This window comes from Microbispora sp. NBC_01389 (genome assembly GCF_045040095.1).
GTDB lineage: Bacteria > Actinomycetota > Actinomycetes > Streptosporangiales > Streptosporangiaceae > Microbispora.
In genome coordinates, this window is sequence record NZ_CP109552.1 from 1129482 (window position 1) to 1145678 (window position 16197).

1 protein-coding gene (cut by a window edge) is annotated in these 16197 nt (G+C 71.8%); it reads right to left on the reverse strand.

Annotation, left to right across the window (positions count from 1 at the left end; all coding sequences use genetic code 11):
- On the reverse strand, positions 1 to 16197 hold the 3' end of the coding sequence (locus OG344_RS05105; protein ID WP_405087192.1) for a non-ribosomal peptide synthase/polyketide synthase. 18147 nt of this gene lie beyond the right edge of the window; the window shows 16197 of its 34344 coding nt (coding positions 18148-34344); its start codon lies beyond the right edge, outside the window; it ends in the stop codon at positions 1 to 3.

Genomic DNA, 16197 nt, shown 5'->3' on the forward strand with positions numbered 1-16197 from the left:
TCATTCCCCTTCCGCAAGCTCCGCCGCGGCGGCTTCGAACTCGTCCAGGTCGCCTTGGCTGATCTCCACCAGGGGGAAGTCGGAGGGCGTGTGACCTCCGCTGCCGCCGGTGGAGGCGTGAGCGGCGAGGCCGGCCAGCATCCCGGCCCAGCCCTCCGCCAGGGCGCGTACGGCCGTCTCCGGCATGAGCTCCGCCGGCCACAGCATGACCAGCGAGAGCTGGGGACCCTCCGGCAGGTCGTGGACCACCCCCATGACCTCCAGGGGGTGCATGACGGGGATGTCCTTGTCGGCATCGCCGCCGCCCTCGGTGGTCGTCTGCCAGTCCCTCAGCCGGGGTGGCCCTCCCCGGCCTTCCCGGCCTTCCCGGCCTTCCCGCGCTTCGCGGCCTTCCCGGCGCTCACCGCCCGCCGGGTCGTCGGCCGCGGACCCGGCCGCCGACCTGCCGAGGTAGTTGAAGCCGATCTGCGGCCTCGGAAGTGCGGCGAGCTCGGCGGTGGCCTCGTCGTTGAGATAACGGAGGAGGCCGAATCCCAGGCCGTCTCCGGGAACCGCCCGCAGCTGCTCCTTGACCCGCTTGACGGCCCGGTCCGCGGCAGGGCCACCCGCCCGCAGATCGGTGTGGTCGGCAGCGCCGACGTCGAGCCGTACGGGATGGCTGTCCGTGAACCAGCCCACCGTGCGGGAGAGCTCCAGACCGTCGGCCAGGGGGACGCGGCCGTGGCCCTCCAGGTCCAGCAGGACGCCGGTCGTGGTCTCGCCGCGCTCGCGCCGCCATTCGGCGACGGCCGCGGCGAGACCGGTCAGCAACACGTCCTCGACCCCCGCGTGGAACGCGGCGGGGACGGTGGTCAGCAGCGCCGTGGTGACGTCGACCGGCACCTTCACCGCCAGCTCGCGCACCGCCGCGCCGACATCCCTGCCCGGGTCCACCGGCCGGGAGGTGAACGAAGGGTCGGGACTCCGCAGGAGCCGTACCCATTCAGGTGTTTCGGCCACCCGTTCGGGAGTGCCGGCCTGGGCGGCCAGCGCCCGCGCCCAGTGCCGGAACGAGGTCGGCACCGGCTGGAGCGCGACCTCCCTGCCCGCGGCGAGCGACATGTACGCCTCGGCCAGGTCCGGCGCCAGAATCCGCCAGGAGACCCCGTCGACCACCAGGTGGTTGATGGTGACCAGGAGACGTCCCTGCGTGTCCGGTCCCGCGTCGAACCACACGAACTGGGCCATCACCCCCGCCTGTGGATCCAGTCGGGCGGCCGCCGCCCGCGTCTGCTCGTCCACCACCTCGCGCAGCGCGTCACCGTCGAGTCCCCGTACGTCGGCCCGGTGCAGCCAACCGGCCGCCGCGGCCGTCTCCGGCACCACCAGGCGCGGTTTCGGCTCGGCCTCCAGCCGCGCGCGCAGCACGTCGTGGTGGCCCACCAGCGCCTGAACGGCGTTCGCCAGCGTGCCGAAGTCGAGATCGGCCGGTGTGACGATCATCGTCGACTGCGCGGCCTGCGCGATCCGGTCCGTTCCCGCCCGGTCCAGGATCTCGTGCATCACCGGCGTCAGCGGGATCTCGCCTACGCCCGGCTCGCCGCTTCCCGAAGCGGCCTGGTCGGCCGTACGGACGACAGTGGCGAGCGCGGCCGGGGTCTGGTTCTCGAAGACCTGGCGCGCGGTGATGACCAGTCCGGCGCGGCGGGCGGCGGCCACCAGCAACATCGACATGATCGAGTCGCCGCCCAACTCGAAGAACGACGCCTCCGCCCCGACCTGCTCCACGCCCAGAACCTCGGCGAACAACCCGCACAGGATCTCTTCCATCGGCGTTTCCGCGGCCCGCCCGGCACCAGGCAGATCGGGCGCGGGCAACGCCGCCCGATCCAGCTTGCCGTTGACCGTCAGCGGAATCGCCTCGATCTGAACGACCAGCGGCACCATGTAGTCCGGCAGTCGCGACGCCGCGTACTCCCGCAATCCCGCCACATCCACCCGCCCGGCGACCGCGCCGCCAGTGGCCGCGCTCCCGGCGTCCGGACCGGTGACATCGATGCCCGTCTCGCGCGGGGCACCCTCATCGCTCCGCACAACGGAACTCGCGGCCTCGCTGCTCACGGAGTCGATGACATCCCCGCTCGTCCCGCTCGGGGTACCCACCCCGCCCCGGCCGCCGGCGCTTGTCGCGTCGGGGGTGGGGACGACGTAGGCGACCAGGCGCTTCTCGCCCGGGCGGTCTTCGCGGACGACGACGGCGACCTGGGCCACCGACTCATGGCTCGCGAGGACGGCTTCGACCTCACCGGGCTCGATCCGGAACCCCCGGATCTTCACCTGCTCATCCGCCCGCCCGACAAAAGCAAGCTGCCCATCTGCCAGCCAGCGGGCCAGGTCACCACTGCGGTACATCCGCCCACCCTCGGCGAACGGGCAGGCCACGAACCGCTCAGCGGTCATCCCCGGACGGCCCACATACCCCCGGGCCAGACCCGCGCCCGCGATGTACACCTCTCCGGTGACGCCGGGCGGGACCGGACGCAGGAAATCGTCCAGAACGAACACGGCCGTGTTGGCGATCGGCGCCCCGATCGGAGGATCCTGCTCCACCGGGGTGTGCAGAGGGCTGGCGGTGGTGATCACACTGGCCTCCGTCGGGCCGTAGGTGTTCCACACCTCCGCCGCATCAGCCCACCGTGCGGCCAACCGGGCGCTCAACCGCTCCGCACCCAAAACCCACCGCCGCACCCCCGGCACACTCTCCGGATCCAGCACGCCCAGCAGAGACGGCACCACACTCGCCACCTCGACGCCCGCCGCGCCGATCATCTCTGCGAGGGCGCCGGGTTCGGCCCGCTCGGCCTCCGTCGCGATCGCCAGGGTTCCCCCCGCCGCCAACGTCACCGCGACGTCCAGTACGGCGGCGTCGAACCCGAAGGAGGCGAACTGCAACGCCGTCACCCCCGGACCCACGTCCAAAGCAGGCCGCATCGCCTCCGCCAGGTTCACCACCCCGGCATGCGGCACCGCCACCCCCTTCGGCCGACCCGTCGACCCCGACGTGTAAATCACATACGCCAACCCCGCCGCATCGACTGCCACCTCGAAGCGCTCCGCAGGCAAGGCATCGATCAGCTCGGCCGTGCGCTCGTCATCCAGCACGACCACACGCAACCCACCCGCGCTCGCACCCGCGCCGGTGGTGGCAGCGGCGTTCGCCCGCCCACCCGCGCCCGCGTTCGCATTCGCATTCACGTCGGCGGTCGCGCCCCCACCCACCTCCGCGCTGGTGTCGATGGCAGCCTCAGCACCCGTGCCGCCGCTGGCCCTGGCGCTGGCGGCGTTGGTGCCGGCGTCGGTATCGGGCGTCGTGATGCCGGCCAGGGTGGCGGTGGTGCCGATGACGACCTGGGCACCGCTGTCGGCCAGGATGAAACCGATCCGGTCGCCCGGATAGGCCGGGTCGATCGGCACATATCCCGCCCCGGCCTTCCACGCCGCCAGGATCGACACGACCAACTGCACCCCGCGCGGCAGCACCAGCCCGACCCGGGACTCCGCACCCACGCCCAGCTCACGCAAATGACCGGCGAGCCGGTTGGCCGCCTCCTCCACCTCCCGGTACGACACGCCGGTTCCGTCGCACCACACCGCGACCCCATCCGGAGTCCGGTCAGCCCACTCCTCGAACCGGTCCAGCACCGTCCCGGCCACCACCGGGGCAGCGGTGTCGTTCCACTCCGCCACCACCGCCCGCCGCTCGGACTCCTCCAGCACATCGACCTGGCTGAGCCGCAGCGACGGGTCGGAGGCCACCTGCTCCAGCACCCGCACCAACCGCCGCGCGAGCGCCTGAGCCGTCGCCTCGTCGAACAGATCGGCGGCGTACAGGACGCCTCCGGCCAGCCCGGCCGGGGCCCCGGCCTCGTCCCGGCGCTCCACCAGCGTCACCGACAGATCGAACCGGGCGACCTCTTCGGAAGAGGGCTGTGCCGAGGACACCTGGAGATCCGGCAGGTTCCACGTAGGCGGTGTGGCGTTCTGCACGGCCAGCATGATCTGGAAGAGGGGGTTGCGCGACAGCGAACGCGCCGGGTTGAGCTCCTCCACGAGTCGTTCGAAGGGGACGTCCTGGTGGGCATAGGCGGCAAGATCGGTCTCCCGCACCCGGGCCAGCACGTCCTCGAACGACGGGTCGCCGGACAGGTCGGCGCGCAGGACGAGGGTGTTGACGAAGAACCCGGCCAGGTCCTCCAACGCCGCGTCCCCACGACCCGCGATCGCCGTACCGACAGGGATGTCGGTCCCCGCGCCGACCTTCGCCAGCAACACCGCCAGCGCCGCGTGCGCCACCATGAACATCGTGGCCCGGCCGCTCTGCGCGACCTCCACCAGCCGCGCATGCGTCCCCGCGTCCACCTGGAGGTGCACGTTGCCGCCGCGGAACGACGACGTCGCCGGGCGTGGGCGGTCCGCGGGCAGGGCAAGCTCCTCCGGAGCCCCTTCCAATGCCTGACGCCAGTAGCCGAGCTGGTCGCTGATCAGGCTGCCCGGGTCGTCCAGATCGCCCAGGACCTCCCGCTGCCACAACGCGTAGTCCGCGTACTGCACGGGCAGCGGCCGCCAGTCCGGCACCCGGCCCTCGTGGCGGGCCGCGTACGCCAGGCTCAGATCCCGGCCCAGGACACCCATCGACCAGCCGTCGGACGCGATGTGATGGGTCACGATCAGCAGCACGTACTCCGAGGGACCCGTCACCAGCAGCCGCACCCGCCAGGGCAGCTCGACGCTCAGATCGAAGCCGCGGCCTGATTGGGCGGCCAGCACCTCCCCGGCCTGATCGGCGGTGGTCTCGACGACCACCAGCGGCGGCCGGCCGGCGGGCCCGTCCAGGATGTGCTGACGGGGTACGCCATCGGTCTCGGGGAAGATCGTGCGCAGGCTCTCGTGCCGGTCGGCGACGTCGCCGACGGCCGCCTCCATGGCCGTGATGTTCAGATCACCTGACAGACGCAGGGCCAGGGGCAGGTTGTAGTTCGCCCCGCCGCCAAGTTCCTCCAGCCGGCTGAGGAACCACATGCGCTGCTGGGCGTACGAAAGCGGCAGTGCCTCCGGGCGCGGCATCGGCGTCAACGCCCGACGGGTCTCACCCGAGCCGTCGATGAGCCGGGCCACTCCGGCGACGGTCGGCTCGGTGAACAGCCCGCGGATGCTGACTTCGGCGTTCAGCACCGACCGGATCCGGGCCAGCAGCCGCATTGCGCGCAGGGAGTCGCCACCGAGGTCGAAGAAGGAGGCGTCCGTGCCGATCTCCGCCAGGCCGAGGATCTCGGCGAACAGCCCGCACAGCACCTCCTCGGTCGGGGTCGCCGGGGCACGACCGCCGGACGGGCCGGCCAGACCGGCCAGGTCCGGCGCGGGCAGCGCGGCCCGGTCCACCTTGCCGTTCACCGTGACCGGCAACCGCTCCAGCACCACCACCGCCGACGGCACCATGTACTCCGGCAACCGCGCGGCCACATACTCCCGCACCCCGGCCACATCCACGCTGCCACCGCTGCCGCTCCTGCTGTTCCCACCCCCGCCGCTTCCACCGCTTCCGACGAGGCCGCTGCTGTCACCGCTTTCACGGCTTCCGGCGGTGTCGGCGGTGTCGTCGCTTTCGCTGCTTTGGGTGGTGGGGACGACGTAGGCGACCAGGCGCTTGTCACCCGGGCGGTCCTCTCGGGCGACCACCACCGCCTGCGCGACCGACTCATGCGCGGCCAGGACGGCCTCGATCTCGCCCGGCTCGATGCGGAACCCGCGGATCTTCACCTGCTCATCGGCCCGCCCCGCGAAGACCAGCTGACCGTCACCCCGCCAACGGGCCAGATCTCCTGTGCGGTACATCCGCTCCCCGGGAGCGAACAGGCAGGCCACGAACCGCTCAGCGGTCAGATCCGGACGGCCCAGATAGCCTCGCGCCAACCCCGAACCCGCGATATACACCTCCCCCGCCACCCCCGGCGGGACCGGCTGCAGGAACTCATCCAGCACGAACACCCGCGTGTTGTCCCGCGGCCGCCCGATCGGCAACACCCCCGGAACCCGCTCCCCCCGGCCCACCGTGAACGTCGTCGCGCACAACGTCGCCTCCGTCGGCCCGTACAAATGCCGGATCACCACCGAGGCATCCGCGCCACGCACCGCCGCCACCGCCCCCGCCGGGACCACATCCCCACCGGTCAACACCTCATCCAGCCCCGCCAGCGCCCCCGGATCCTCCTCCGCCAGCACCCCGAACGCCCCCGCCGTCAGATGCACCGCACCCACCCCGGCCACCCCGGCCACCCCGCCCGACCCGGCCAGGGCAGCGGATTCCGAGCCGTCGGCCAGCCCATCCGGCCCCGACCGCCCAGTCAGGCCGGCCAGGACCGACGCCGTCACCACTCCCGGCGCGACCACCACCCGGCCACCGGCCGCCAACGGCACCCAGATCTCCAGCACCGACGCATCGAACGCATACGGCGCATGCCACACGACCCCCCGCCGCACCGCCGCACCCCAGCACGAATCGGTGACCAAACCCGCCACCGCCCCATGCGGAACCTCCACCCCCTTCGGCACACCCGTCGACCCCGAGGTGTACATCACATACACCACATCACCCGCAAGAACCTCGACCCCCGGAACCCCGTCCGGCCCCTCCAGCAACACCCCCGCCGCGACACGAGCACCGACCTCGTCACCACCGGCGGCCTGGCCCATGGTCGTGTCGTGATCGGTGGTGTCGTGATCGGTGGTGTCGTGGTCGATCACCACGAGCCTGGTCTGACCGAGCACCGCCCGCTGCCGGGCGACCGGCCAGGCCACATCCACCGGCACATACGCCGCCCCCGCCTTCACAACGCCCAACAGCACCGCGATCACCGCGGCCGACCGCTCCATCACCACCCCGACCCGATCCCCCCGGCCCACCCCCCGAGCCAGCAACCCACACGCCACCCGATCCGAAACCCGATCCAACTCCGCGTACGTCCACACCACCCCACCGTCCGACACCGCCACCGCATCCGGCGACCGCCCCACCTGCGCCCCGAACAGCTCCACCAGCGAACCCGCACCCACCACCCGCGCGGTGTCGTTCCACTCCTCCACCACCACCCGCCGCTCGGCCTCGCCCAGAACGCCGAGCGTGCTGAGCCGTACGGACGGGTCGGAGGCGACCTGCTCCAGCACGCGCACCAGGCGTCTCGACAGCGCCTGGGCGGTGGCCTCGTCGAACAAATCGACGGCGTAGAGGATGCCGCCGATCAGTCCGGCGGGCTCACCTCTCTCGTCCCGCCGCTCCACGAGCGTCACCGACAGGTCGAACCGAGCCGTGTCCTCACTCGCGGACTGCACCGGTTCGACCCGCAGCCCGGCGAGGTCCCACTTCTCCGAGCCCCCACCGTTCTGTACGGCCAGCGTGACCTGGAAGAGCGGGTTGCGGGACAGGGAGCGGGCCGGGTTGAGGTCCTCCACGAGGCGTTCGAAGGGGATGTCCTGATGGGCGTAGGCGGCCAGGTCGGTCTCCCGCACCCGCGCCAGCACGTCTTCGAAGGACGGGTCACCACTCAAATCCGTACGCAACACCAGGGTGTTGACGAAGAAACCGGCGAGGTCCTCCAGCGCCGCGTCCCCGCGACCGGCGATCACCGTACCGATCGGGATGTCGGAGCCGGCACCCATCCGCGACAGCAGCATCGCGAGCGCCGCGTGGGCCACCATGAACATCGTGGACTGGCCGTTCTGGGCGAGCTCCACCAGCCGGGCGTGGGTCTCCGCGTCCACCTCGACCGGCACGTTGGCGCCGCGGAAGGAGGACACGGCCGGGCGTGGCCGGTCGGACGGGAGCGCCACCTCCTCCGGCACCCCCCGCAGGGCCTGGCGCCAGTAGCCGAGCTGGCCGCTGATCAGGCTGCCGGGGTCGTCCAGGTCGCCCAGGACCTCACGCTGCCACAGCGCGTAGTCGGCGTACTGGACAGGGAGCGGCTGCCGTTCCGGCGCCCGGCCGTCGCGGCGGGCCGCGTAGGCCACGCGCAGGTCCCGGCCCAGGACGCCCATCGACCAGCCGTCCACCGCGATGTGGTGGACCACGATCAGCAGCACGTACTCGGACGGCGCGACCGCGAGCAGGTGAACGCGCAACGGCAGGTCGGCGGTGAGATCGAACCTGCGCCCCGCGTACGAGGCGAGCGTCTCCGGAAGGTCCTGCTCCGTGGTCTCCGCGACCAGCAGCGCCGGACGGCCGGCGGGCCCGTCCAGGATGTGCTGGCGGGGGACTCCGTCGGTCTCGGGGAAGACCGTGCGCAGGCTCTCGTGACGGTCCGCGATGTCGCCGATCGCCGCCTCCAGCGCCGCGATGTCCGGGTCCCCTGACAGGCGGAGTGCGAGCGAGAGGTTGTACGCCGCGCCCTCTCCGGCGTCTTCGAGGCGGTTGAGGAACCACATGCGCTGCTGGGCGTACGACAGCGGCAGCACCTCGGGCCGCGGCACCGGCGTGAGCGCCCGCCGGACCTGGCCGGTCCCGCCGATCATCCGGGCCAGCCCGGCGACGGTCGGTTCACCGAACAGGTCACCGATGTTGATCTCGGTCTCCAGCACCGCCCGGATGCGGGCGATCAGCCGCATCGCCAGCAGCGAGTCACCGCCCAGGTCGAAGAACGACGTCTCGGCCCCGACCTGCTCCAGACCGAGCACCTCGGCGAACAGCCCGCACAGCACCTCTTCGGCGGGTGTCGCCGGGCCACGACCGCCCGGCAGACCCGCGACGTCCGGCGCGGGCAGCGCGGCCCGGTCCAGCTTGCCGTTGGCCGTCAGCGGCATCGCCTCGATCGGCACGACCAGCGGCACCATGTAATCCGGCAGCCGTCCTGCGGCGTGCTCCCGCAGCGCTTCGACGTCGACCTGACCATCGGTGGGGACGATGTAGGCGATGAGGCGTTTGTCGCCGGGGCGGTCTTCGCGCACGAGAACGGCGACCTGCGCCACCGACTCGTGGCTCGCGAGGACGGCTTCGACCTCACCGGGCTCGATCCGGAACCCGCGGATCTTCACCTGCTCGTCCGCCCGCCCGACGAAAGCCAACTGACCGTCATTCAGCCAGCGGGCCAGGTCACCACTGCGATACATCCGCCCACCCTCGGCGAACGGGCAGGCCACGAACCGCTCGGCGGTCATCCCCGGACGGCCCACATACCCCCGGGCCAGACCCGCGCCCGCGATGTACACCTCTCCGGTGACGCCGGGCGGGACGGGCTGGAGGAAGTCGTCCAGCACGAACACAGCGGTGTTGGCGAGCGGCGCACCGATCGCCGGGTCCTGCTCCACCGGGGCCCGGACCGGACCGGACGTGGCGATCACACTCGCCTCGGTCGGGCCGTAGGCCACCCACACCTGCGTGTGCTCCACCCACTGCGCGGCAAGACGGGCACTCACCCGCTCGGCACCCACCACCCACCGCCGCACCCCGGCGACGGCCCCGGGATCCAGCACATCCAGCAGAGACGGCACCACACTCGCCACCTCCACCCCCGCAGTGGCGATCATCTCTGCGAGAGCGCCGGGCTCGGCCCGCTCAGCCTCCGTCGCGATCGCCAGAGTCCCGCCGACCGCCAGAGTGACGGCGACGTCGAGTACGGCGGCGTCGAACCCGAAGGAGGCGAACTGCAACGCCGTCACCCCCGGCCCCACATCCAAAGCGGGCCGCATCGCGTGTGCCAGGTTCACCACCCCGGCATGCGGCACCGCCACCCCCTTCGGCCGGCCCGTCGACCCCGACGTATAGATCACATACGCCAACTGCGACGCATCGATCCGGCCGTCCGGCACCTCCGGAGACTGGGCGTCGATCCGCCCGGCGGTCCGCTCGTCGTCGAGCAGGATCACCCGCGCCTGCCCGGGATCCACCTCCGCCACCGTGGCACCGATGCCGATGACGGCGTGGGCGGCGCTGTCGGCCAGAACGAAACCGATCCGGTCAGCCGGATAGGCCGGGTCGATCGGCACATACCCCGCCCCGGCCTTCCACGCGGCCAGAATCGACACGACCAACTGAATCCCGCGCGGCAGCACCAACCCGACCCGGGACTCGGCGCCAACGCCCAGACCACGCAGATAACCGGCTAACCGGTTGGCCGCCTCCTCCACCTCCTGGTAGGAGACGCCGACCCCGTCGCACCACACCGCCACCGCATCCGGCGAACGATCGGCCTGCTCCTCGAACCGGTCCAGCACCGTCCCGGCCGCCACCGGGGCAGCGGTGTCGTTCCACCCCGCCACCACCGCGTGCCGCTCGGACTCCTCCAGCACATCGACCTGGCTGAGCCGTACGGCCGGGTCGGAGGCGACCTGCTCCAGCACCCGTACCAACCGCTGTGCCAGTGCCTGCGCGGTGGCCTCGTCGAACAGGTCGGCGGCGTACTGCATCGCGCCGCGCAACCCCGTGGGCTCTCCATCGTCACGCCGCTCCACCAGCGTGACCGACAGGTCGAACCGGGACACCTCCTCACCCGCCGACGACATGAGGCCCGCCGTGAGACCCTGCAGCTCCCAGGCCGCCGGTGCGGCGTTCTGCAGCGCCAGCATGATCTGGAAGAGCGGGTTGCGGGACAGCGAGCGGGTGGGGTTCAGCTCGTCCACCAGCCGTTCGAACGGCACGTCCTGGTGGGCGTAGGCGGCAAGATCGGTCTCCCGCACCCGGGCCAGCACGTCCTCGAACGACGGGTCGCCGGACAGGTCGGCGCGCAGGACGAGGGTGTTGACGAAGAACCCGGCCAGGTCCTCCAACGCCGCGTCCCCACGACCGGCGATCGCCGTACCGATCGGGATGTCCGTGCCGGCGCCGACCTTGGCCAGCAGCACGGCCAGCGCCGCGTGCGCCACCATGAACATCGTGGCCCGGCCGCTCTGCGCGACCTCCACCAGCCGCGCGTGGGTCCGTGCGTCCACTTCCAGGTGTACGGTTCCGCCGCGGAACGACGACGTCGCCGGGCGTGGCCGGTCCGCGGGCAGGGCGAGCTCCTCCGGCGCCCCCTGCAATGCCTGACGCCAGTAGCCGAGCTGATCGCTGATCAGGCTGCCGGGGTCGTCCAGATCGCCCAGGACCTCACGCTGCCACAGCGCGTAGTCCGCGTACTGCACCGGCAACGGCTGCCACTCCGGCGCGCGGCCCTCGCGCCGGGCCGCGTAGGCGACGCTCAGGTCCCGGCCCAGGACGCCCATCGACCAGGCGTCGACCGCGATGTGATGCGCGACGATGAGCAGCACCTGGTCCGACGGGCCGAGGGTGAACAGGTGGACCCGCCACGGCAGATCGACGCTGAGGTCGAAGGCCCGACCCGCGTGCGCGGCCCGTAGTTCCTCGATCTGGTCCTCAGTGGTCTCGACGACCACCAGTCGCGGCCGGCCCGCCGACCCCTGCAGGACGTGCTGGCGAGGTACGCCGCCGGTCTCCGGGAAGATCGTGCGGAGGCTCTCGTGCCGGTCGGCGACATCACCCAGTGCGGCTTCCAGCACCGCGACGTCGATTTCCCCGCCAAGACGCATGACAAGCGGCAGGGTGTAGTTCGCGCCGCTGCCGGCGTCCTCCAGGCGGCTGAGGAACCACATGCGCTGCTGGGCGTACGACAGCGGCAGCACCTCGGGGCGCGGCATCGGCGTCAACGCCCGGCGGGTGTCACCCGTACCGTCCACGAGCCTGGCCAGCCCGGCGACAGTCGGCTCGGCGAACAGCCCGCGGATGCTGATCTCGGCGTCCAGCACGGCCCGGATGCGGGCGATCAGCCGCATCGCCAGCAGCGAGTCACCGCCCAGGTCGAAGAACGACGTCTCGGCGCCGACCTGCTCCACTCCCAGGACCTCGGCGAACAGCCCGCAGAGCACCTCTTCGGTGGGCGTGGCCGGGCCACGGCTGCCCGGCAGGCCCGCCGCGTCCGGCAGAGGTAGCGCCGCCCGGTCGAGCTTGCCGTTGACCGTCAGCGGGATCGCCTCGATCTGAACGATCAGCGGCACCATGTAGTCCGGCAAGCGCGACGCCGCGTACTCCCGCAACCCCGCCACATCCACCCGCCCGGCGACCGGGCTCATGGCCTCGCCGCTCACGGTGTCGAGGCCGGCGCCATCCCCGCCCGCCCCGCTCGGGGCCGCCGCACCCCGTACGCCGGAGCTTGCGGCGTGGGTAGTCGGGACGACGTAGGCGACCAGGCGCTTCTCGCCCGGGCGGTCTTCGCGGACGACGACGGCGACCTGCGCCACCGACTCGTGGGCGGCGAGGACGGCTTCGACCTCGCCGGGCTCGATCCGGAACCCCCGGATCTTCACCTGCTCATCCGCCCGCCCGACAAAGGCAAGCTGACCGTCACCACACCAGCGGGCCAGGTCACCGCTGCGGTACATCCGCTCCCCGAGGGTGAACGGGGAGGCGACGAACCGCTCGGCGGTCATCCCCGGACGACCCACATACCCCCGGGCCAGACCCGCGCCGGCGATGTAGAGCTCCCCGGTGACCCCGGGCGGGACCGGGCGGAGGAAATCGTCCAGAACGAACACGGCCGTGTTGGCGATCGGCGCCCCGATCGGAGGATCCTGCTCCACCGGAGTCGCTATCGGGCTGGCGGTGGTGATCACACTGGCCTCGGTCGGGCCGTAGGTGTTCCACACCTCCGCCCCCGACCCCAGCCATCGTGCGGCCAAGCGGGCGCTCAACCGCTCCGCACCCAAAACCCACCGCCGCACCCCCGGCACACTCTCCGGGTCCAGCACGCCCAGCAGAGACGGCACCACACTCGCCACCTCCACCCCCGCAGTGGCGATCATCTGCGCGAGAGCGCCGGGCTCGGCCCGCTCAGCCTCCGTCGCGATCGCCAGAGTCCCACCCGCCGCCAAGGTGACCGCGACATCCAGTACAGCGGCGTCGAACCCGAAGGAGGCGAACTGCAACGCCGTCACCCCCGGACCCACATCAAGGGCGGACCGCAACGCGTGCGCCAGGTTCACCACCCCCGCATGCGGCACCGCCACCCCCTTCGGCCGCCCCGTCGACCCCGACGTATAGATCACATACGCCAACTGCGACGCATCGACTGCCACCTCCAAGCGCTCCGCAGGCAAGGCATCGATCAGCTCAGCCGTCCGCTCGTCATCCAGCACGACCACACGCAGCCCGCCCTCGCCCGCGTTCGCGTCGGTGTCGGGTGTGGTGATGCCGGCCAGGGCGGCAAACAGGGTGGTGGACAGGGTGGTGGACAGGGTGGTGGAGAGGGTGGCGGTGGTGCCGATGACAACCTGGGCGGCGCTGTCGGCCAGGACGAAACCGATCCGGTCAGCCGGGTAGGCCGGGTCGATCGGCACATACCCAGCCCCGGCCTTCCACGCGGCCAGAATCGACACGACCAGCTGAACGCCGCGCGGCAGCACCAACCCCACCCTGGACTCGGCACCAACCCCCAGCCCACGCAGGTAGTGAGCCAGCCGGTTCGCCGCCTCCTCCACCTCCCGGTAGGAGACGCCGACCCCGTCGCACCACACCGCCACCGCATCCGGCGCCCGATCGGCCTGCTCCTGGAACCGATCCAGCACCGTCCCGGCCACCACCGGGGCAGCGGTGTCGTTCCACCCCTCCACCACCGACCGCCGCTCGGACTCCTCCAGCACATCGACCTGGCTGAGCCGCACCGAGGGATCGGAAGCCACCTGCTCCAGCACCCGCACCAACCGCTGGGCGAGCGCTTGGGCGGTGGACTCGTCGAAGAGGTCGGCGGCGTACTGGATGATGCCCCCCAGGCCCGAGGGCTCGCCGTCGTCACGTCGCTCGACCAAGGTCACGGAGAGATCGAACTTCGCCGCCGCCTGGATCGACCCGCCCTGCAGCGGAGCGGCGTGCAGGCCCGGCAGGTCCCACTGGCCCTGGGCCTCCGGCAGGTTCTGCAAAGACAGCATGACCTGGAAGAGCGGGTTGCGGGACAGGGAGCGTGACGGGTTCAGTTCGTCCACGAGGCGTTCGAAGGGAACGTCCTGGTGGCCGTATGCGGCAAGGTCGGTCTCGCGCACCCGGCCCACCACGTCCTCGAACGACGGGTCACCGGACAGGTCCGTACGCAGGACGAGCGTGTTGACGAAGAACCCGGCCAGGTCCTCCAGCGCCGCGTCCCCACGACCCGCGATCGCCGTACCGACAGGGATGTCGGTCCCCGCGCCGACCTTCGCCAGCAACACCGCCAGCGCCGCGTGCGCCACCATGAACATCGTGGCCCCGCCCCGCTGGGCGACCTCCACCAACCGGGCATGCGTCCCCGCGCCCACCTCCAACCGCACATCGCCACTACGGAACGACGACGTCGCAGGGCGTGGGCGATCCGCGGGCAGGGCAAGCTCCTCCGGCGCCCCTTCCAATGCCTGCCGCCAGTAGCCGAGCTGGTCGCTGATCAGGCTGCCCGGGTCGTCCAGATCGCCCAGGACCTCCCGCTGCCACAACGCGTAATCCGCGTACTGCACCGCAAGCGGCCGCCAGCCCGGCACCTGACCCTGACACCGCGCGGCATACGCCCGGGCCAGATCCCGGCCCAGAACACCCATCGACCACCCGTCAGAGGCGATGTGATGCACCACCACCAGCAGCACATGCTCCGACGGCGACACCGACACCACACAGACCCGCCACGGCAGATCGACCCGCACATCGAACCTACGACCCGCGTACGCCGCGACCAGGCCGGCGACATCACGGCCACCACCCTGGACCACCTCCAGCCCCGGACGGCCCGCCGGCCCCTCCACGACCCGCTGACACGGAACCCCGCCCGCCTCCGGGAAGACCGTGCGCAGGCTCTCATGCCGGTCGGCCACATCCCCGACCGCCGCCTCCAGCGCCGCCACATCCAGCTCACCCGACAGGCGCAACGCCAGCGGCAGGTTGTACCCCGCCCCCTCCCCCGCGTCCTCCAACCGGTTCAGGAACCACATCCGCTGCTGGGCATACGACAGCGGCAACACCTCCGGCCGCACCACCGGCGACAGGACCCGACGCACCTGACCCGACCCACCCACCAACCGCGCCAACCCGGCAACCGTCGGCTCGGCGAACAGCCCGCGGATGCTCACCTCGGTGTCCAGCACCGACCTGATCCGGGCGATCAGCCGCATGCCGAGCAGCGAGTCACCGCCCAGGTCGAAGAACGACGCCTCCGCACCGACCTGGTCCACTCCCAGGACCTCGGCGAACAGGCCGCAGAGCACCTCCTCGGCAGGCGTGGCCGGGCCGCGACCGGCGGCGATGTCGGAGAACTCCGGGGCAGGCAGCGCGGCCCGGTCGAGCTTGCCGTTGACCGTCAGCGGAAGCGACCCGATCGGCACGACGAGCGGCACCATGTAGTCCGGCAACCGGGACCCGACGAACTCCCGCAACGCCGCGACGTCCACGACCTGGCCATCGGCCGGGACGACGTAGGCGACAAGGCGCCTGTCACCGGGCCGGTCCTCTCGTACGAGCACCGCGGCCTGGGCCACCGACTCATGGCTCGCAAGGACGGCCTCGATCTCGCCCGGTTCCACCCGGAAACCACGGATCTTCACCTGGTCGTCGGCACGCCCGGACACCACGATCTGCCCATCGGCCGTCCAGTACGCCAGGTCACCCGTCCGGTACATCCGCTCACCAGACGCGAACGGCCCCGCGACGAACCGCTCCGCCGTCAACGCGGCCCGCTTGGCATACCCCCGCGCCAGCCCCGCGCCCGCCAGGTACAACTCCCCCGTCACCCCGGGCGGAACCGGCCGCAAGAAGTCGTCCAGGACATACGTCCGCGTGTTCTCGATCGGCCGCCCGATCGGCACCACACCCCCACCGGCCGACAGCGGCCCGCTCATCGCCGCGATCACCGTCGCCTCGGTCGGACCATAGGCATTGACGAACCGGCGGCCCACCGCCCACCGATCCACCAACGACGACGGACACACCTCACCCGCCACCGACACCGTGTGCACCGAGGGGGCCAGATCGTCCGCCGCGGCGAGTACCGACGGCGGCATCATCAGGTGAGTGACCCCGAAGGCGGCCGTCACCTCACCCAGCGACCCATACGGCGGCAACGCCTCGCTGCCGACCACCACCAGCGCACCCCCCGACAGCAGGGCGGTGCAGAACTCGGCGAAGGCGACATCGAAGCTCAGCGAGGTGAACTGCAGCACCCGCGCCCC